A 22241-nucleotide genomic window follows, 5' to 3' on the forward strand; every position below is an offset into this window, starting at 1 on the left:
TCAGCCGAGCCTCCGGACCAGCCACCGGCGGACGGCCGACGCGGTGGCCTCCGCGTGCTCCTCCAGCAGGGTGAAGTGGTTTCCGAGGACCTCCAGCCTGGTGTGCTCCAGCGGCCAGTGCGGAGGCCACGGCCGGCGGGAGCCGTCGCCGAGCACCTCGGAGAGGGCTTCCGTCTCGGCCGGGGCCACGAACAAGGTGGGAGTGGACACCGGCCGGGGGGCCCAGTCGGCGAAGAGCTCCGCGTACCGCGCCATCGCGGTGAGCTGTTCGTCGTCGACGGGCAGTTGCGGGAACCTGTCGGCCAGCCAGCGGGTGATCGTGATCATGTCGTCGGCCAGCGCCTCGCGGGCCCGCACGGGTGAGTCGAGCAGCACCAACGCGGCCGGCGGGGTGCCCTCGGCCTCCAGCCGCCGTACGATCTCGTGCGCCGGCCAGCCGCCCGACGAGTACGCCACCAGGGCGAACTGCCGTCCGGCGAAGCGCCGTCGCAGGGCCGCGACCTGGAGGTCCACCGCCGCGTCCAGACTCTGCGGCAGCGGCTCGCCCGTCCCGTAGCCGGGCATGCCGATCGCCCAGACCGAGTGCTGCCCCCGCAGTGCCATGGCGAGCCTGAGGAACTGGTGCGCGCCCGTGGGGGCGATGAGGGAGGGCAGACAGACCAGACCCACCTCGTGGGTGCCTTCGGCCAGATGCAGGGGCTCCGGCTCCACACCGGCCGCACCCGACACGAAGGCGGGCCGCAACCGCGCGGCGGCCTTCAGGAGGGCGCCGCCCCGGGCCGGGGGCACTGACCGCACGGCCGCGTCGAACAGCGTGCCGGGGGACGGATCCGCCGCGCCGACGGCTCCCTCGTCGTGCACGGGCCCCGGCCGCAGTGCGGCGACCAGCGCGTCCACCTCTTCACCGCGATCCTCCAGCAGGTGTGCGCCGAGTCTGGCGACCGAGTCCTTCTCGAAGACCAGAGTCGACGACAGCTCGCCCAGGTCCTGCCGGAGCGCGTTGGTGAACTGGAGGACGAGGATCGAGTCCATCCCGTACGCGGTGAGGGACGTCTCGGGGTCGATCTTCTCGGCGGGAACCCTCAGCGTCTCCGCCGCCTTGTCGGTGAGATGGACTGCCAGGAGGGCGGCACGCGTGTCTCCCGAGATCGGGGTCGCCGGAGCCGGGGCCGGCGCGGGGACCGGGGCAGGGGGCACGGGGGCGCTCGTCTGCCGCCGCGGCGGCTCGGTGGCCGGGGGTGCCGGGGCCGTGACCCGCTGGCGGGCGATGCCGTCGCCCTGGGCGGCGATGATCTGCTGGCCCAGGTCGCGGGCGGACGGCAGGAGGGAGACGATCGAGGAGAACCCTTCGCCGCGCAGCACCTCTCGCCATGTGTCCGGCGCCAGCGCGGGTGAGCCCTCGACGCGCAGGGGCACGTCCTCGGAGAGCCACCAGCCTTCGAGCAGCCCGAACGTGAGGTGACTGAACACGTCGAAGGCGGTCAGCTCGTTCAGCAGCAGCCAGCCCCTTTCCCTCATCGCGGCCTTGGCGTTGCGCAGGGTGTTGCGCATGTCGCGCGTCGCGTGCAGGACGTTGGCGGCGATGACGAGGTGGTAGCCGCCCGGCTCGATGCCCTGCTGCGCGAGCGGCTGCTCGACATCGAAGCGCCGGCAGTCGAGATAGGGGGTGTCAGGGCCGTACCGGGCCTGGGCACGGTTCAGGAACGCCTTCGACAGATCGGTGTACGTGTACGTCTCGATGCCGTCCTGGTACGGACGCAGAGCGGCGAGCACGCCGGCGCTCGTACCACCGGTACCGGCTCCGATCTCCAGGATCCGGATCCGGGTGGCCGGATCCTGGCGCAGCAGCTCGGCGACGATTCCGGAGGCGGCGACGGCCATGGTGTGGTTGAAGGTGTCGGCCACCCGGTTGTTGCGGTAGCAGCCCTCGACGAGTTCGACCGATCCGCGCGGGAACACGACGTCCGTCGCTGGTGTGCGGCCGGTCAGGATGTCGGGCAGAGCCTTCAAAGTGGCGTCGACCAGGGCGAGTTCGGCTGCCTTGTCCTGGTCGGCGGACCACCGCGCGCATTCCTCGGCCCACTGCCTCCGCAGGACGTCGAGGGGCGGAGCGTGGTGCGGAATGACGCGCAGTGAGTGGGCGAGCCAGGCGGTGTAGCGCTCGTGGATGCCACCGCGGGAGCGCAGGACGGACGGGTCGGCGGGCGCGGGCTCACCGGCGCGGACGACACCGAGCGCCTCCAGGTGGCCGCGGATCAGCCGAGCCAGCAGGGGGTCGCGTTCGGTGCGGCGCCAGTCGGCGGTACCGCGCAGGAGCCGTTCGTCGCCGCCTGCCTGCTTCGCCCGGGCGGTGACCGTCTCGGGCGCGACGCCCACGGACGCGCGCGCGTACACCGTCGTCCGCAGGGTCGGGTCGATCGGCTCGACGGCCTTCGGGTCGGTCAGCTTGACGTAACCCATCTGCGGCTGCGGACCGGAGAGCAGGGTGTCGAGCGCGGCCATGGCCTCCGGCGGCTCGATCGACCTCAGCCCCCAGCGGGCCATGCTCCGCTCGTGGAACGCGGAGGCGACGCTGCCGACCGAGCCCCACCAGCCCCAGTTCATCACCCGGACCGGGCAGTCCAGGTGCCGGCCCAGCAGGTGCGCGTAGGCGTCGGCGAAGGCGCAGCCTGCCGCGTAGTTGCTCTGTCCGGCGGCCGTCACGAACGACTGGAGCGAGGAGAAGAAGAGGACGAAGTCGAGCGGTTCCCGGGCGAAGACCTCGGCCATGCCGACGCTCGTGTCGGCCTTCGCCGCCAGGGCCGCGCGGAAGTCGGTCTCCTCCATGTTCGCCAGGCCCCGGTCGCGCAGCACGAGAGCCGAGTGGACGACGCCGTCGATCCGCCCGTAGCGGGCCCTGATCTCCTCGTGGGCCGCGCGCAGCGCCTGGGGGTCGGTGGCGTCGGCCGAGAGGTAGCGGACCTCCCCGCGCCCTCGTGCTGCGTGCAGTCGTGCCTCGATGGAGGCGTCCTGCGGCCTGCGGCCGAGCCACACCACGCGGGCGCCGTGGTTCTCCGTGACGTGTCGGGTCCACGCCTCGCCGAGGCCGCCCGCGCCGCCGATGACGACGTAGACGCCGCCCTCCCGGTAGGGAACCGTCGCCGGGTGGGCCGAGGCCGACGGCACGAGCCGCAGACGCAGCCACTGACCCGAGCGGCGCACCCAGGTGCCGCCGGGGGTGTGGACCGGCATGCCGGCGAGCGCCTCCGCCGTCTCCGTCGCCTCGTCGAGATCGACGCGGCGGACGGTCCAGTGGCCGTACTCGCGCTCCAGCGACCCGAACAGGCCGTGCAGGGCCGCGTGCGCCGGGCGGGTCGCCTCGCCCGGGCACGTCGCGAGGGCGTTGCGGGTGATCAGCGTGACGCCGAGGGAACGGGCGTCGCCGTCGGCCCGTAGCAGTGCCTTGACCATGCGGAACGCCGCGATCACGCCGTCCTCCCGGGCGGCGGCGAAACCGGTGGTGTCCATCGCGTGCGGCGCGGTGTCCGGCGCGATCCACAGCAGGTGGTCGATCTCTCCCATGGCCTTCAGCGCGACGGTGTTCTCCTCGGCCGAGGCGCTCGGTGCGAGCGGCCAGGCCCGGGCCTGGGGGAAGTGCCGGACGATCCCGGCGAGCTGCTCGTCCGAGGCGCCGACCACGAGCACCCGGTCCCGGCCGGACGCGGGGGTCTCGCCCGGCTCCCCGGCTGGCACCGGCTCCCACGCCGGCGCGAAGAGAGAGGGGGCGGGCTCGGGGACGGCCCGCGAGGTGTAGCCGGTCATCCGGACCCGGACGGCTCCCTCCTCGTCGACAAGGTCGATGTCGAGCCGCCCGAGCGCGCCCGCCGCCCGCTGGGGGTCCGTGACGCGGACCACGGCCCACATGGTCTCCTCGCAGGGGCCGTGGAGCTCCAGCGCGTCCAGCGCGAACGGCACCACGACCTCGCCGGAAGGCGGTCCGGAGCCGTCGAGCGTCAGCGCCGCCGACGCCTGGATCGCCGAGTCCATCAGCGCGGGGCGCAGGATGTACGGGCATGGCTCGTCGGAAGGCTCGGAGAGGCGGGCGACGACGGTCCCGTCGCCGACGTAGGCCTCGTCGATCGCGCGGAGCGACGGTCCGTGGGTGATGCCCGCCGCGACCAGTGCCTCGGCGATCCGGGTGCCTGGTACGCGGGTCGGGCAGGCGGCGCGCAGAGCGGTCAGGTCGACGGGGGCCGGCGGGGAGTCGGTGGACCGCAGTACGCGGCCCTCGCTGTAGGAGCCCGCGTCGGGTGCCGCGGACCCGATCGTGACGGCGACGCCCTCGCCGTCCGGCCGCACCATGACCTCCACGTCCAGCCGGCCGTCGACGGCCAGTGGGCGGACCCAGGTGACGTTGCGCATCCTGAGCGGGGCCGCGGGGTCTGCGCCGAGGGCCCGGGCCGCGGCCTCGCGGGCGAGCTCCAGGTGGACGACACCGGGCAGGACCCGGCCGCCGCGCACCCGATGGTCACGCAGAAGGAGCTCGTCACCGGTGAGCCGGACGGTACCCCGCAGGGTGCCGGGGGCGCCGGGGACGGGGGCCAGGCCGGTCAGGCGGGGATGGGCGGGGGCGACGGGGGTCTGCGCCACGGGCGCGGGAGCCGTCACGGGCGTGTCCTCCGCCGACGGGACGGACGGAGCGGGCTCGACCGGCGGTGTCCCCGTCGCCCAGTGGCTCTCGCGGGCGAAGGGATAGGTGGGCAGGGGAACCCGGCGCCGGCCGTGGCCCGCCCCGGGAAGGAGCCTCGCGAAGTGGAGCTCCGCGCCCTGCACGAAGAGTCCGGCGAGTGCGGTGAGGTCCGTGGTGGAGGCGGCCGGCACGCGGGACGCGGCCTCGCCCGTCAGGGCGCGCGGTCCGCCGAGTCCCTCCTCCAGGACCTGGACCAGGTCCTCGCGGTCCCGTACGACGCAGGCGAAGCGGTGGGTGAAGTGCGCGCGGCCGACCGCGAGGGTCCAGGAGATGTCGCCGCAGTCGAGCGCGGTCTCCCGACGGCAGTGGGCGGCCAGGCGGGCCACCTGCCGGGCGAGTTGCTCACGGGAGCGCGCCGACAGCACGACGACGTGGGCCGGGGCGGGCGTGCGCGGGACGGGCACCGTCGGCGGCTCCTCCAGGACGACGTGGGCGTTCGTCCCGCTTGCGCCGAAGGAGCTGACCACGCCGCGGCGCGGGCCGCTCACGGGGGTGGGCCACGGCTGGGTGCGGGTGTTCAGGTAGAACGGGCTGTCGTCGAGGCGGACGGCCTCGTTGGGCTTCTCGAAGTGCAGCGAGGCCGGTATCCGGCCGTGCTTCATGCCGAGCAGCACCTTGAGGATGCCGGCGACTCCGGCCGCGTACTGGGTGTGGCCGAGGTTCGTCTTGACCGAACCGAGGGCACAGTAGCCTGTCTTGTCGGTGTTCTTGCGGAACGCGCCGGTCAGCGCCTGGAACTCGATCGGGTCGCCCAGCTTCGTGCCGGTGCCGTGCGCCTCGACGAGCTGGATCGTCTCGACGTCGACCCCGGACCTGTCGTACACCTCGCTCAGCAGCCGCTCCTGGGAGACCGAGCTGGGTGCGGTGATGCCGTTGGTGGCCCCGTCGTGGTTGGTGCCGGACGCACGGATGACGCCGTGCACGTGGTCGCCGTCCGCGAGGGCGTCTTCGAGCCGCTTCAGGACCAGGACGCCGACCCCCTCGCCCGGGACGAAGCCGTCGGCGCGGTGGTCGAAGGCGCGGCAGCTCCCGGTCGGCGAGAGCATGCCGGCGCGGCCTGCGAGGTCGAACAGGCGCGGGGTGCTCTGGACGTAGACGCCGCCGACGAGTGCCGTGTCCGTCTCCCGCGACCACAGGTCCTTGCAGGCCAGGTCGAGGGCGACGAGGGAACTGGAGCAGGACGTGTCGACCGCGATGGCCGGGCCTTTGAGGTCGAGGAAGTACGCGATCCTGCCGGGCACGAGGGATCCGAGGTTCCCCCAGAACGCCTGGGCCGGGGCGTCCTCGTCGAGGAGGTTCCGGTAGTCGCCCTCCCAGCAGCCGACGTAGACCCCGCAGTCCCGTTCGTTGATCGCGTTCCCGGCGTATCCCGCGTCCTCGAGGGCCTTCCAGGACTCTTCGAGGAGAAGCCGCTGCTGGGGGTCCATGACGGCGGCCTCGACCCCGGAGATGTTGAAGAACAGGGGGTCGAACTCGTCGATGTGGTCGAGGAAGCCGCCCCGCGTGCAGCGGGGGTTGCCGACGTCGTCCACAGCGGGCAGGGGCCAGCGGGTCGCCTCACGGGTGAGGTCGTGGCCCTCCGCGAGGTGGTGCCACAGCTCGTCGAGCGACTGCGCGGCCGCGAACCGTCCGCTCATCCCGACGACGGCGATCGGCCCGCGGCCGCTCGTCTCCCGCCGGAGCACGTCGGCGGTTTCGGGCGGCGCCGGGGCCACAGACAGGGGGGCGTTGACGGGCGCCGGGAGGGCCAGGGCCTCGCGGTGGACGTCGAGGACATGGGCGACGAGGCGGTCGGCCGTGCTGTGGTCGTAGATGGCGCTGGTGGTCAGGTCGAGGCGGAGCGTCTCGTTGAGTTCGTGTACGAAGCGGACACCGAGGATGGAGTCGAGCCCGAACTCGGCGAAAGCGCGCCCGCCGTCGATCTCCCTCTCGTCCATGGCCAGCGCGTCGGCCAGCTTCGCGCGCACCACCGAGCGGACCTGCTCGCCGAGCCGCGCCGGGGGCCGCCCGGCCGCGGCGTCGCCGGCCTCGGCACTCGCCGGAGGCGGGGCGGAGGCCGGGTGCGTCGGCCGGGCCGCGTCCACGGTGTCGGGGACGCCGGCGGCCCGGTCGGCGGCAGCCGCGCCACCGGCATCGGGCGTGCCGACGGCTTCGAGGTCGCCGGCCCAGTACCGGTCGCGGGCGAACGGATACGTGGGCAGCGAGATCCTCCGGGGCGTGGTGGAGCCGTGCAGGGCGGGCCAGTGCGGCGTCACGCCCTCGGTCCACAGGGCGGCGATCTTCGAGAGCTTGCCCGTCTCGGCCCAGCGGGTCACCAGGAGCTCCCTTAGCTCCTCGTCCTCGGTCAGTTCCGCCAGGGCGCCGCGCGTGTGCCCGACGGTGCCCCGGTACACCCCGGGGGCGGCGGTGTCCTGTTCCAGGTACGCCCGCAGGGTCTCGCTCAGTTCGGCCACCGAGGTCACGACCACGGCGAGGCGTTCTTCCCAGGCCACTCGCCCGGTCTGGAGGGTGAAGGCGAGATCGGCGAGGTCGACCCCGGAACCGGTCCCGGCAAGGTGGTCCGCCAGGCGCCCGGCGTGGTCTCGCAGTTGCTCCGGGGTGCGGGCGGACAGGACGACCAAGTGCTCTGCTCCGGCCTGGGCCGACGCCCGGCCGGGGGCTGACTCGGACACGTGTTCCTCCAGGATGACGTGTGCGTTCGAGCCACCGGCGCCGAAGGACGAGACCGAGGCCAGCCGCGGACGGTCGCTCGGCCAGTCGGCGAGCTCGCGCTGGACGAAGAAGGGAGTTCGGTCCAGGTCGAGGCCGGGGTTGAGTTCCTCGGCGTGCAGGCTGGGGGCGAACTGTTTGTGCTGCAGCTGCAGGACGGCCTTGGCCAGTCCCGCGACACCGGCGGCGGCTTCGAGGTGCCCGATGGACGACTTGACGGAGCCGAGGGCGCAGAACCGCCGGTCGGCCGTGTCCTGCGCGAAGGCGAGGGTCAGGCCCTTCACCTCGATCGGGTCACCGAGCTCGGTGCCGGTGCCATGCGCCTCGACGTAGCCGATGTCGCGGGCGGAGACCTCGGCGCGGTCCAGCGCGTCACGGATCAGTTCGGCCTGGGCGCCGGGGCTCGGCACCGTGTAACCGTGGGTGCGGCCGGCGTGGTTGACACTCGTGCCGCGGATCACCGCCAGCACCCGGTCGCCGTCGGCCTGGGCCCGTGAGAGGGGCTTGAGCAGCACCGCGCCGACACCCTCACCTGGGACGAAGCCGTCGCCGCCGCTGCCGAAGCTGCGTAGCCGGGGACCCGCCGACAGCATGTCGGAACGGCACAGCTCCACGTAGTCGAGCGGGTGCAGGTACAGGTTGACCCCGCCGGCGATGGCCGCTTCGCAGGAGCCCTGGTGCAGATGCTCGCACGCCTCGTGGACCGCGGTGAGGGAGGCCGAGCACATCGTGTCGATGGTCAGGCTCGGACCGCGCAGGTCGAGGATGTGGGAGGTACGGGCGCTCAGCGACGCGAAGGACAGGGCCGGGACGATCGTCTCTCCGGACGGCAGGCGTCGCGCGCCGTGCCGGGCGTGGCCGGACTTGGTGACGCCTGCGAAGACCCCGACCCGCTTGCCGTGGCGGACGCCGAGTTCCTCGGGGGTGTATCCGGCGTCCTCCAGGACCTCCCAGGCCGCCTGGAGGAACAGACGCTCCTGCGGGTCCATCGCGTAGGCGTCGCGAGGGGCGATCCGGAAGAAGAGGGGGTCGAAGGCGGCGAAGTCGTCGAGGAAGCCGCCCCACCTGCTGTAGCTGCGGCCGGTGGTGATCGCGGTGGCGCGCACGGGCTCGTAGAAGCCTTCCAACGGCCAGCGGTCGGCCGGAATCTCGCGGATCCGGTCCCGTCCGGCCTTGAGGTTCTCCCAGAATTCGGTGAGGTCCGCGGCGCCCGGATAGCGCCCCGTCATGCCGATGACGGCGATGGGCTCCCGCTTCGTGCGGGACGCGGCGCCCGAGGGCCGGGGGGTGGGCGTCCGCCCGGCGGACTCGCCGGTCCGCGGGGCCGAACCCCGTGGCACGTGCTCCGACATCAAGGGCCTCGGCGCCAGGTGCTCCGCGATCGCGCGCAGGGTCGGGAACTCGTAGAAGACCGTCTTCGAGACCTCGCCGTACGTGAGGGCCAGCTCCCTGTTGAGCTGCACGATCATGATCGAGTCCAGCCCCATGGCGTTGAGAGGGGCGTCGCCGTCGACGGCGCCCGGTGCGGTCCCGGTGACCCGGGCGAAGGTCTCGGCGAGACGGCGCAGCGTCTCACCGACGACGTGATCGGGGTCCGCCGGTGCGGGCGCGGCGGCACGGGCCGGTGCGGGCGGCTGCGTGCCGGGGCCGTCCGGGGTCGCCGGGACGCGGGTCGGGTCTCCGTGGTGGACCCATACCCGTCCTTCGTCGCCCAGTCGCCAGCTGCGGACAAGCGCCTCAATGCCCTCCGCGGATTCCATGGGGGTCAGGCCCCGGCTCTGCCGGAGGCGGGCTCGTACGGACTCGTCGACGGTCATCCCGCCCTCCCGCCACAGCGGCCAGGCGAGCGAGAGGGTGCGCCCCGAACGTTCCCCGGCGGCGACGCGTGCGCCCCGCAGCAGGGCGAAGGCGTCCAGGAAGGCGTTGGCCGTGGCGTAGTCCGCCTGTCCGGGGTTGCCGGTGATCGCGGAGCCGGAGGAACAGAGCAGGAGGAAGTCGAGGGGGGCGTCGCCCACGGCGCGGTCGAGATGGACGAGTCCGTCGGCCTTCGGCGCGAGGACGTCGCTCCACTCCTGCGCCGTCTTGTTCACCAGCGCCGCGTCGTGTAGCACTCCCGCGCAGTGGACGATGCCGTGCAGGTCCGCGTCGCGCTCACGGATGTCCTTGACGAGGTGGCGTACCTCCTCCTGGCGTGAGATGTCCGCCCGCGCGTACCGGGCGGCGGCGCCGGCGGCACGCAACTCGTCGAGGAGTGTGTCGATCCGTGCGTCGCGCGGTGAGCGGCCGGTGAGGACGAGCGTCGGACCGGCGACGTCGCGGGCGATGGCGCGGGCGACAACGGCACCGATGCCGCCCGCGCCTCCGGTGATCAGATAGACGCCGCCGTCGCGCCACGGCACGGTCGTGTCACCCGCCGGCGCGGTGGCGTGCCGCCAGGTGAGGACGGAGCGGACGCCGTCCTGGTGGAACACGAGGTCGTCGTCGGCGGCGCGGGCGTTCTCGGCCACGAGGGCGGCGACGGTCGCACCGTCGGGGACCTGCCCGCCGGAGACGTCGAGACAGACGAGCTGTGCGGTGAGCGAGGGGTCCTCGGCCGCGGCGGTGCGCAGCAGGCCGGCGAGAGCCAGGTGGACGGTGTCGTCGCCCCCCACGGGCGCCACGACCTGCACGAGCGTGCGGTCGGCCGACACCTCGGCGACGACGTCGCGCACGATCTCGAACACCTGCCGTGAGACGTCCCCGAAGCGGCTGTCGAGACGTTGTCTGCTGCTCTCGGCGGTGAAGCACCGCACATCCCCGATCCGCCGCTCGACGGGCTCCCGGGCGGTGGCGAGCGCTCCGCACAGGATCACGACGCGGCGCGGCGGCGTGCCGTGACCCGCTTCGTCGTGCGCGGGCGCGGGCTTCGGGATCCGGCGGGGCACGAGAAGCGCGGTCCCGGTGGTGGGCCGGTGAGCCTCTCGCGACCGGGCCGGCCGGTCCGGCGCGGCGCCGGGGATCCAGTACCGTTCGCGCCCGAACGGGTAGGTCGGCAGGTGGACGCGCCGGGGCGTCGACGCCCCGTACAGCGCGCGCCAGTCGACCGCGTCCCCTTCGGCCCAGCGGGCGAGCAGACGTGCGGGATCACCGTCCCGCGCGACAGGTGCGCTGTCGCCGGAACGCCGGGCGACCGTGCCCCGGACCCCGTGCCCGGGGTGTGCGCCGTCCTCGGTGAAGGCGCGCAGCCGGGTGACGAGTTCCCGGCGGGAGCCGACCACCCATCCGACGCGCTCGCGCATCGCCTCACGCCCGGTCTGCAGGGTCCAGGCGAGCGGGCGCAGAGCGTGCGGCTCGGGCGTGCCTTCCAGATGGGCGAGCAGACCGAGGGCGACCTGGCGCAGTTGTCCGGGGGTTCGGGCCGACAGCGGGACGGCGACCGGTGTGCCGGCGACGTCGGCGCCGCCGTCGCGGGCGCCGCCCGCCGTGTACTCCTCCACGACCACATGGCAGTTCACGCCGCCGAAGCCGAAGCTGCTGACCCCCGCCCGCCGTGGGTAGAGGGCGCCGCCGGGGCCGGGACGCCGCCGCCACGGCTCGTTCTCGCGCACGACGCGAAACGGCCCCTCGTCGAGTCGGAGGTACGGGTTGAGTTCGGCGCAGTGGAGCGAGGCCGGGATGACGCCGTGCCGCATGGCGAGCAGCACCTTGAGCAGCCCGGCGACGCCCGCGGCCGCCTCCAGGTGGCCTATGTTGGTCTTCACCGAGCCCAGCCCGATGTCCGCGCGGGGGCCGGCACCCAACCGCCGGAACGCGGTGCGCAGCGCGTGGACCTCCACGGGGTCGCCGATCGCGGTGCCGGTGCCGTGGGTCTCGATGTAGTCGACGGTGTCCGGGTCGATCCCGTTCATCGCCGTGCCGACCAGGTCGGCCTGGGCGTCGGCGTTCGGAGCCGTCAGGGAGTTGGCGCGCCCGCCGTGGTTCTCCGCACTGCCGAGGAGTACGCCGAGGATCGCGTCGCCGTCCCGCTCGGCCGCGTCCAGCGGCTTCAGCACGAGGGCGCCGACGCCCTCGCCGCGCACATAGCCGTCCGCGTCCCGGGCGAAGGTGCGACACCGTCCGGTCGGGCTGAGCATCCCGGCCCGATGGGCGCTGACGAAGGTGTCCACGCCGAGCAGGAGGTTGACCCCGCCGGCGATCGCGAGGTCGCACGAGCCCGAGCGGATGGCCTCCATGGCACGGTGCACGGCGACGAGTGAGCTGGAGCAGGCCGTGTCGACGGGCTGGCTCGGGCCCCGGATGTCGAGGATGTACGAGATCCGGTTGACGAGCATGGAGTGGGCGTTGCCCGTGGCGGTGAACGCGTCGGGCTCGACGCCGTACGTCGTGAGCAGGGTCGCGTAGTCGGTGCCGGAGACGCCGAAGAAGAGGCCGGTGTTGCGCGGCAGGGCGCCGGGCGTGTACCCGCTGTCCTCGACGGCGCTCCAGACCGTCTCCAGGGCGAGGCGGTGCTGGGGGTCCATCAGCTCGGCCTCGCGCGGGTAGATCCGGAAGAACTCCGCGTCGAAGGTGTCGGCGTCGTCGACGACGCCCGCGTGGTGCGGGAACTCGGCCTCCTCGACGACGCGGGTGTAGGCCGCGTCGTGGCGGTGGACGGGGAACTCCGTGACGCAGTCCTTGCCTGCCGCGAGGTTGGACCAGTAGGTGTCGAGGTCGGGAGCCTGCGGGAAGCGCCCTGCGACGCCGATGACCGCGATGGGCACCGGGCGGTCGGCGCGACCCGGGGCGGGGCGGCTTCCTTCCCCGGGGCGGCTCTGGTGTGCCGTCCTGCCGGGCGGGACCTGGCCGGCCGGCGTCGGCGGGGGTGTCGGTGCCGGTGCCGGGGCCGATCGGTCCCGCGCGGTGCGGATCCGGTCCCCGAACTCGGCGACGAGATGAGCAGCGAGGGCGGCGAGCGTGTTCACGTCGAAGAACAGCACGGGGGTCGGCTCGATGCCGAGCGACTCCTTGACGAGCTTGCTGAAGGCGACGAGCGAGACGGAGTCGAAGCCGAAGGCGTCGAACCCGGTGTGGGCGTCCAGTTCGTCGGCGTCGAATCTGAGGATGTCCGCGGCGAGCCGCCGCAGTTCGTCGACCGCGAAGGCGACGAGGGCGTCGTCGTCGCTCCGCGGCGGCGTCGGGTGGGCGGGCGGCTGCTCCGTCCGCGTGTCGGGGACCTGCACGGGTGTTCCTCTCCGTTCCACGTCCGTGTGGTGCGGGGCCGCGTCGGCGTCGCCCCACCCCATGCCGGTGAGTTCGGCCAGGACCCGGCCGTCGCGGTCGGCCAGCCGGACACGGCCACCGGGGGCGCCGGCCCCGGGAGGCGGGTCGAGGACCACGTACGCCACGTCGTCGGCGGCACGCTTGCCGCCGAAGAGGCGTACCTCGTCGATCCGGTGGGGGAACCGGCGCGGCCAGTCGGGCTCGCCGGCCTGTTTGGCGGCGAGGTGGACGCAGTGGGCGACGGCCGCGAGGACGTGTGGGGCGATCCGTACGTTCCTCGGCGTGTGGTCCTGGCGGAGCCGCGGAACGGCGACCGTGAGGACCAGCCGTCCGCCCGGCAGCCAGTAGGCGCCGGACACCCCGCACCTCAGCGGCTCCGGGGTGACGCCTCCCTCTTCGAGTTCGGCAAGGACCTCCGTCCGGTCCAGGACGCGCGTGGCGTCGCGTCGCAGCCCTTCCGTACCGTCCGTCACCACCGGCCCGGCGTCCGGCGCGGCCCGCCCGTGGTCCGGGTGGACGTCGAACTCGGCGACGGGCGCGCGTGCCCCTGTCTCGTCCTCGCGGAACACGACGGCGCGGGCCGCGTCGCGGTCCACCGGGGTGAGGGTGGTGACCAGGCGCGCCGTGGCGGCCCAGGGGACGGGGCCGTGCAGGCGCAGGCCGCTCACGCGCGGGGTGTCGGTGAAGCCGGTGACCTTCCCGAGGGCGAGCGCCAGGTCGACGACGAAGGTCGGGACGATCCCGCGCACCTTGTCCTGGGCGCAGCCGTAGTCGGCGAGGTCGTCGAGGTGGACGTCCAGGCCGTACCGCAGCCCGTCGATGTCGGAGTGGTTGGCCCCGAGGAACGGATGCGGTTTCTCTCGCAGGGCCAGCGGTGCGGTGACGTGGGGAGCGCCGGGCTCGGGCTCTGTCCAGCAGCGCACCCGCTCGAACGGGTAGGCGGGAAGGGAGATCCGCCGGGGTGGCTGCGCGCCGGTGAGGGGCGTCCAGTCGACGCTGCCGCCGCCGGTCCAGGCGACGGCGAGTTCGCGTGCGGTCGCGGTGGACGGGTCGGTGTCGGCGAGTGCGGCTGCCTGGTCGTGGTCGCCGGCGAGGTAACGGTCGACGGCCTCGACGGCACCGGGGAGGTCCTTCGCGAGGAAGGCCCAGCGGCGCGGCAGCTCGTTCTTGCCGACGCGCAGCGTGTGCGCGATGGACGGCAGGTCGGCCTCGTCCGCCGATGCCAGGTAGTCGCGGAACCGGGCGAGCGAGGTCTCCAGCGCGGTGTCGGTCATCGCGGAGAAGACGAACAGGTCCGGCCCTTGCGGCCCGCCGGTGCGCGGGCCGGGCCGGGCGGTGTACTCCTCGACGACGATGTGCGAGTTCATGCCGCCCGCGCCGATGGAGGTGATGCCCGCGCGAAGGGGGTGGACGACGGTGGATCCGTTCTCCGTCGTGACGGCGGGTTTCCACTCGCTGAGTTCGCGCTGTACGTGGAAGGGCGTGTCCTCGAAGTCGATGTCCGGGTTGAGCTCCTCGCTGTGCAGGGAGGGGACGAGGGTGCGTTCGCGGAGCTGGAGGATCACCTTCGCGAAGCCGATCATTCCGGCCGCGTGCAGCAGGTGCCCCATGTTCGACTTGACCGACCCCAGCGCGCAGAACTGCTTGTCCCGTGTGTGCCTGCCGAACGCCGTGGTGAGCGCCCTGACCTCGATCGGGTCGCCGAGTGAGGTGCCGGAGCCGTGGCCCTCGACGTAGGTGATGGTGCGTGGGTCGACGCCGGAGTCGTCGATGGCCTTCTCCACGGCGCGGGCCTGCATCCGCGGGTTGGGGACGGTGAAGCCGTTGCGCACCCCGGCGTTCGAGAGCGCGGTGCCCTTGATGACGGCGTGGACGTGGTCGCCGTCGCGCTCGGCTTCGGCTAGCGGCTTGAGCACCATGGCGCCGACGCCCTCGCCGAGGATCGTGCCGTCCGCGCCGAGTCCGAAACTCCGGATGACGTCGGAGGTGGCGGTGGTGAAGTGCTCGTGCGAGGAGGTGATGAGGTTGTAGGGGTGCAACAGGAGGTTCGCGCCTCCGGCGACGACCATCTTGCACTCGCCTGTCCGGAGCATCTGCACGGCCTGGTGTATGCAGGTCGACGAGCCGGAGCACATCGTGTCCAGGAAGATCGACGGCCCGCTGAAGCCGTAGAAGTACGACAGCATGTTGGGAATCGTGGCCATGTAGCTGCCGGTGGCCGGGGCGCCGCGGGTCAGGCTGTTCTGGAACCCGTACAGGCCGTAGTGGTTGCTCATGGTGCCGACGAGCACGCCGACGTCGCCCTCGTACCGACGGTGGATCGTCTCGCGGGAGTAGCCCGCGTCCTCCAGTGCCTCGACACCGACCTGGAGGAAGAGGCGGACTTCGGGGGACATGCGTTCCGCGTCGCGCTTCGAGATGCGGAAGTAGCGGGGATCGAAGGTGTCGATCTCCCGGAGGAACGTTCCGGTGCGGATGGAGCTCTTGCCGAGGACACTGCGCTCGGGGCTGTGGATCGCTTCGTGGTCCCACCGGTCGCGCGGCACTTCCCGGAAGAGGTGGCGCCCTTCTTCGAGAACCGTCCACAGTTCGTCGAGGGTGTCGGCACCGGGGTACCTGCCCGAGATGCCGACGATCGCGATGTCGTGGTGGTCGTCGGTAGCGGGGCCGACCGGAGAGGCCGCGGCGGAGGCGCGGTGTGCGGTCCCGGGCCGGTGGTCCGCGTCCGGTTCTGGCGCTGTGTGCTCCGGCTCGGCCGTCGGCTCGTCGTCGGCCCCGAAGCGCGATTCCAGCGTCGTCCGGTGCTCCTCGACCAGGTAGCCGGCGACACCGTCGATGTCGACGTACTCGAAGAAGAGCGTCTTGGGCAGCGGTCCGAAGATCTCTCCGAGGCGCTCGGTGGCCTCCAGCACGCCGATCGAGTCGATCCCGTACTCGATCAGGCCGACAGTCGTCCTCAGCGTCGCCGGGTCGTGGTGCAGTACCTCGCCCAGCACGGTTTTCAGCAGCTCTGTGGTGCGCGCCAGGAGGTCGTCCCCGGTGAGTGGGCCCGTGGCCCGGGCCGGCGCGGCGGGGCCGGCAGGCCGGGGCGCGGGCTCGGCGTGCCGCTGCGGTGCGAGGGTGGCTTCCGCGCCGTACGCGACGACGACGTGTTCCGGGGTGTCGCGCAGGGCGGCGCCCAGGATCCGCAGGCCGTCCTCCGTCGGCAGCGGCTCCCAGCCGCGCTGCCGACGCATCGACGCGCGGGTCACGTCGTCGACCGTCATCCCGCCGTCCGCCCACAGCGGCCAGCCGATCGCCACGGTCCGGCCGCTCCGCTCGCCGGCCTCCACGAGCGCCTGGCGGTCGTGGGCGAAGGCGTCCAGGAAGGCGTTCGCCGCCGCGTAGTCGCCCTGACCCGCGTTGCCGTACATCCCGGCGACGGAGGAGAAGAGCACGAAGAAGTCGAGCGGGAGGCCCCGGGTGGCCGCGTCGAGATGGAGGGCGCCGCTCACCTTCGGCCTCAGCACCTCCGCCACGTCCCGCGGATCCTTGGTGAGGAGGTACCCGTCCCGCAGCGTCCCCGCCGCGTGGACGATCCCGTCCAGGGATCCGTGCTCGCGCACGATGGCCCGGACGGCGCGCTCCACGTCCCGCGCGCTGCCGACGTCGGCGGGGAGGTAGTGCGCGTCGACGCCGGCCGCACGCAGCGCCTGGAGCGTTTCGTCGGTGGCGTCCCCGACCTCGGTACGGCCGCTGAGGACGACGGTGACGTCGGCGCACCGCGCGAAGTACCGCGCGACGCTGCGGCCGATGCCGCCGAGGCCCCCCGTGAGCCAGTAGACCCCGCCCGCCCTGAGCGGCGGAGTCTGCGGCCCGGTGCCCGGTTCGACGGCGACGGGGCGCCAGGCGTGGCGCGTGCCGTCCGCACAGTGGCGGATCTCGGCGTCGGACGCGGTCGGATCGGCTGCCTCGCAGCGGACGAGACCCGCGATCCGGTCGGACCGAGCGGTACCGAACCCGGCAACGCGCACGACTCGCCCGGAGACGGACGGGTTCTCCAGGTTCAGGGTCCTGAAGAGGCCGACGAGCGGTGCGTGGAAGCGGCGCGGGACCCGGTCGTCGACCAGGACGAGGAAACGATGCGCTCCCCTCGGCCTCGACCGCAGCAGTTCCCGCACCCGCCCCAGGACGAGGTCCAGCACCGTGCCGACGCCGTCCGCCACCGCGTCGGGAGTGACGTCGGGCAGGACGGTGAACGGCAGGCCCGTCGCGTCGGAGACCTCGGAAGCGAAGGTGTCCGGCCTTCCGGTGAGGAAGCCGTGCACAGTGACCGGTCCGGCCGCGGCCCCGGGCGGCGCCTCCACCCAGCGGGAGGCGGCGGCCACGACACGCGGCCCGCGGGGACCCGCCGCCTCGGTGACGGTCCGCTGGGCCAGTCCGCGCAGGCGGGCGCGGACGACACCGGCGTCGTCGCACAGGTCGATGTCGAAGGTGGTGAGCCCTTTCCCGCCGCCCCGGCGGCGGACCCAGGCCCACATCACGTCCGCACAGGGGCCGTGGACGTCGATCCGGTCGAGGGCGAAGGGCATCGACAGGCTCCGGCTCTCCCCGGGTGCCAGGGCCGCCCGGAGCAGGACCGACGCCTGGAACCCTGCGTCCAGCACACTCGGGGGCAGCACCGTGGCGGCGTCCGCGGCGGGCCGCTGAAGGCGCGCGAGCAGCTCCCCTGCCCCGAACCGGATTTCGGTGAGCCCGCGCATCGCCGGCCCGTATTCCAGGCCCGCCTGGCGGAGGTCCGCGTACGCCTTGGCGGGATCGTGCGGCGTGTCGCAGGACGCGCGCAGCCGGTCCAGGTCGAGCCTTTCGGGCTCGTCGTGCTCGCCGGCCGTATCCACCGAGGCGGTGCCCCGGCTGTGGACGACGACCGGCTGGTCCCCGGCATCGGTCCCCGTGCGGATCTCGTACCCGAGGGTGCCGTCGTCCCGAGCGGTGATCACCACATGGGCCTCGACGGGCTGCCCGTCCACCACCAGCGGGCGCAGCCATGCCGTGTCGCTCAGCCGCACCGCCGTGCCGGCCATGTCACCGCGACGGGTGGCGCAGGACACGGCCGCGCGGGCCATCTCCAGCTGGGCGGCGGCGGGCAGCACCCGCGCGCCGTGCACCCGGTGCGCGTCGAGGAACGGCTCGTCACCCGTGAACACCGAGGTGTAGCGGTGTTCGTCGAGGCAGGAGGTGTTGCGGGGCACGAGCGGGTGCGGCGCGTCGCTCGCGGGCGCCGACGTGGCCTGCTCGTCGGCCGGACCGGCACGGAACCAGTGGCGTTCACGCGCGAAGGGGTATGCGGGCAGTCGCACGCGACGTGCCCGCGCGTGCTCCACGAGCACGGTCCAGTCCACGTCGCCGCCCTCGGCCCACCGCGTCGCGGTCGCCAGCGCTTCGGCGAAGCCGTCGCCGCCGAGCTGCTCGGCCGGGCCGTGCGCGGTGGTGTCGGGGAGCGTCCCGTCCGCGAACTCGTCGAGGGCGTCCAGGAGCCGCCGCAGGTCCGCCACCACGAAGGCGACGCGCGCGGCCATCGGTTCGCGACCGGTCTGGAGGGTGTACGCGATGTCGGCGAGCTCGCGCGGGGCCCGCACCGGCGCGGCGGCGGACCCGTCGGTGTCGGACGTGGCCAGGAACGCGCGCAGCCGCCGTGCCGCCTCCCGCAGACGCTCGGGGGTCCGGGCGGAGAGCGGCACGATGTGGGGGCTCACGGCCTCGGCCTCGGTGTCCGGCCGCTCGTCGTGCAGGTGTTCCTCCAGGACGACGTGGGCGTTGGTCCCGCCGAAGCCGAAGGAGCTGACTCCGGCCCGGCGAGGGACCGGAGTGCCGTCGGGACCGGGGGCGGGCTCGGCCCAGGGCTGGGTCTCACGGACGATGTGGAAGGGGCTGTCGGCCAGGTCGATGAGCGTGTTCCGCTGCTCGAAGCCGACGGTCGCGGGGAGCATCCTGGCGGCGAGGGCGGCGATCACCTTGGCCACGCCGGCGACTCCGGCCGCGCCTTCGAGGTGCCCGATGTTGGTCTTGACCGAGCCGATGCCGGTGGTCCCCGGCTCGGGCCGTGTGCCTTGCGCCCGGTGGAGGTTGCGGAAGGCCCGCTTGAGCGCGGCGACCTCGATGGGATCCCCGACGGGCGTGCCGGGTCCGTGCGCCTCGATGTACGACACGGTCTCCGGGCGGATGCCCGCACGGGTGTAGAGACCCTCGACGAGGTCCGCCTGCGCGACCGGGTTGGTGACGGTGAGCGAACCGGTCCGGCCGCCGTGGTTGGTGGCGGCTCCCCTGATCACCGCGTACACGGGGTCGCCGTCCGCGACGGCCCGCGCCAGCGGTTTCAGCAGCAGGACCGCGCCGCCCTCACCGCGGACGTAGCCGTCGGCGCCCTGATCGAACGCCCGGCAGCGGCCGGTGGGAGACAGCATGCTCGCCTGGCTGAAGGCGACGAAGTGCTTGGGCGACCAGCAGAGGTTCACCCCGCCGGCGAGGGCGAGTCCGCAGTCGCCGTTCCGCAGGGCGGTGACCGCCTCGTAGACGGAGACCAGCGAACTGGAGCACGCGGTGTCGTTGGTGATGCTGGGTCCCTGGAAGTCGAAGTGGTACGAGACCCGGTTGGAGATGATCGAATACGCGGTGCCGGTCGGGAAGTAGGCGTCGGTCCTCGCCCCGTCCCGCTCCATCAGTTCCGCGTAGTCCGCGTGGCACACGCCCATGAAGACGCCGGTCCTCGTCCCCGCCAGCTCGCTCGCGCGCATGCCCGCGTCCTCGATCGCGTGCCAGGCGAGTTCCAGGGCGAAGCGCTGCTGCGGGTCCATGCTCTCCGCTTCACGCGGAGAGATGTTGAAGAAGGCGGCATCGAAGCAGTCGGCCTGCTCGACGAAGCCGCCCCATACGCTGTTCGTCTTCTGAGCGCCGCGCCGCGGACTGCCGAACCAGCGCTCCTTCGACCACCGCTCCGGCGCCACCTCGGTGATCAGGGAACGCCCCTCGGCCAGGTGCCGGGAGAACTCCTGCAACGTGTCCGAGCCGGGCACCCGCAGCGCGAGCCCGACGATCGCGACGCCGTCCGCGCCCGCCTGTGCCTCGTCGTCCACCGCGTCCCGGCGCCGCCCGTGCGGATTCATCGCCGCCCCCCGGTGAGAAGCTCGCTACTCCGCCTGTCGATCACTGTCGTCAGGTTCATCTCGGCGGCCTGTGAGGCTGGCATGGAGTCTCCCCGGTCCATCACGAACTGTCGGTTGAGCACGGCGGTCGAGAGCAGATGGACGAAGGCGTGGTCCTCCTTCGTGCTGATCCCGGCTGCCGGAGTGGCCATGACCTTGTCGACCAGCCGTTTCGCGAAGACCGGGTCGATGCCTTCGATCTTCGCCAGCTCACGCTCGGAGAGCACCAGTTCCAGGTAGTCGGGCCGGTGCTCCCGGAAGGCGGCGCTGCCCGGCGCGCGGTAGGGCTGCTTGCGCCGGGTGAGGGGCTCCTCGGGAAGAACGTCCCGGAACGCCTCCTTGAGGACGGCCTTCTCCTCCCACCCGTCGTCGAAGCACAGGTTGACCAGAGCGGCTGCCCGCACCACGGCCGGGTCCAGGAAGGGGCACCGGTTCTCGACCCCGTGGGCGAGCCCCATGCGCTCTCCCTGGCTGGACAGCAGATAGCCGGCGAGCAGGGTCTTGAACTCCAGCCACTGCGCCTTCTGCGTCGGGGAGAGCGCGGCGTAGCCGGGCGTGTCCCGGACCAGCGCGAGCAGGTCCGCGAACGGCTCGGCGCGGTCCTTGAGCAGACGCTGGACGAACCGGCCGTTCTGGTATCGCAGCTCGTGGGAGAACAGGCCCGCGAGCCGCTCCTCGGAGAACCGGCTGAGCAGTCCGGTCACATGGACCCGGTGCTCGGGCCCGAAGTGGGCGAGTTCCGGGTACAAGGCGGCGATCCCGTGCCGCCGTTCGTCGTCGGACAGCCGGTTCCACGAAGCGCGCAGCATCGTCTCGCGGAAGAGCGAGTAACCGAGGAAGGCCTCGTCGGCGCCCTCGCCGCTCAGGATCGTCTTGATCCCGGAGTCGCGCACGTGGCGTGACAGCAGGTACATCGGCACCAGCGCGGTGCGGAACACGGGGACTTCCGCGTGGTGAACGGCCGCCGGGAAGTGCTCCACGACGTCCGCCGCCGAGACGGCGATGGAGGAATGGTTCGTGCCGAGGTACCGGGCGACCGCCTGCTGGCTGCTCGACTCGTCGAGGGAGCGGTCCTCGAACTCGACGGAGAAGGTACGTACCGCGCGGGACGAGAGGTCCGTCGCGAGCCTGGCCACGATGGACGAGTCGAGGCCGCCGCTCAGATAGACCCCGACCTCGACATCGCTGCGCAGCCGCACCTCGACACTTGCGCGCAGTGTGTCGCGCACGAGCGCCGCGGCCTCGGCCGGTGTTCCGGTGAACGGCGACGCGTCGACGGCGAGTTCTTCGTAGGTGTGCAGAGTCGGGCGGCCGGCGCGGATGGTGAGGAGGCTGCCGGGGGGAAGCTGGCTGATGCCCCTGAACGGGGACCGGTCCGGCAGCGGGGTCCAGATCCCGAAGATCGATTTCAGCTCGTGCGGGTCGAGTTCGAACCGGAAGCCAGGGTGGGCTCGGAACGCCTTCATCTCCGAGGCGAAGAGGAATCCGTCGGGGCGGTCGGCGTAGAAGAGCGGCCGCTTGCCGTACCGGTCCCGGGCGATGAAGAGTTCGTCCGCGACCGCGTCGCGCACGGCGAAGGCGAAGGCCCCGTTGAACCGGCTCAGACAGTCCTGTCCCCACTGGATCCACGCCTGGAGGACGACCTCCGTGTCCGAACGGGTACGGAACTGCCGGCCGAGTCCGCAGAGCTCCTCACGCAGCTCGACGTGGTTGTAGAGCTCGCCGTTGAAGCAGATCCAGTACCGCTGCGTGTGGTCCGACATGGGCTGCGCCCCGGAGGCGGGGTCGACGATCGCCAGCCTCACGGTGCCCATCGCCATGCCGTCGTCGAGGTAGTACCCCGCCTCGTCCGGCCCCCGGTGCCTGATCTCCGACAGCATCGCGGTGATGACAGCGGGCCGGGACCCGGCGTTCGGCGACGGGGAGAGGAAGCCGGCTATTCCGCACACGTCGGGCCTCCCCGCTGTGCGCCGTTCCCGTCCGCCCTTCCGGCCTTCTCGACTCTTTCGGCGACAAACCCGTCGATCGCCTCCAGCGTGGCCGGGACGTCGAACAGGAACTCCTCACTCTCGATTTTCAGCGAGAACTCCTTTTCGAGGAACGCCATGAGCCGGATGTATCCGAAGGAATCGATGACGCCTCCCTTGAAGAGATCGCTCTGCGGCGTCACGTCGACACCGAACTCGATCAGGAACTGCTCTTCGACAAAACGGATGATCCTGTCCGTTCTGTTCATTTCTCACTCCTTGGCAGTATGAGGAGACGCGTTCGATTCGCAGGGAAAGTCACTTTTCGTCGGACCGGGGAAGGAGGGCCCGGCCGGAGGCGGGAGCGCTCACCGCGTCTCCTACGGCTGCGATGACTTCGCCGAGCTGTCGAAATCC

The 22241-nt window shown here is 72.7% G+C and carries 3 protein-coding genes; all 3 read right to left on the reverse strand.

The features are described 5' to 3' along the window. The 3 genes from I3F58_RS12320 to I3F58_RS12330 are packed head-to-tail and all read right to left on the reverse strand — an operon-like array spanning position 1 to position 22093. Entirely contained in the window at positions 1–19818 is a 19818-nt protein-coding gene (locus tag I3F58_RS12320; RefSeq protein ID WP_275678444.1) for an SDR family NAD(P)-dependent oxidoreductase, read from the reverse strand. Then, a complete protein-coding gene (gene asnB / locus I3F58_RS12325) occupies positions 19815–21806 on the reverse strand; it encodes an asparagine synthase (glutamine-hydrolyzing) (RefSeq protein WP_240108385.1) in 1992 nt (663 codons plus the stop codon). The genes I3F58_RS12320 and asnB overlap by 4 nt, the downstream gene beginning before the upstream one ends. Next, positions 21794–22093, reverse strand: coding sequence for an acyl carrier protein (locus I3F58_RS12330; protein ID WP_240108386.1), 300 nt, complete (start codon positions 22091–22093; stop codon positions 21794–21796). The genes asnB and I3F58_RS12330 overlap by 13 nt, the downstream gene beginning before the upstream one ends. Positions 22094–22241: the final 148 nt, after the last annotated feature.

Origin of the sequence: Streptomyces sp. MUM 203J, from assembly GCF_022414595.1 — a bacterium.
In the GTDB taxonomy this organism is placed as follows: Bacteria; Actinomycetota; Actinomycetes; order Streptomycetales; family Streptomycetaceae; genus Streptomyces.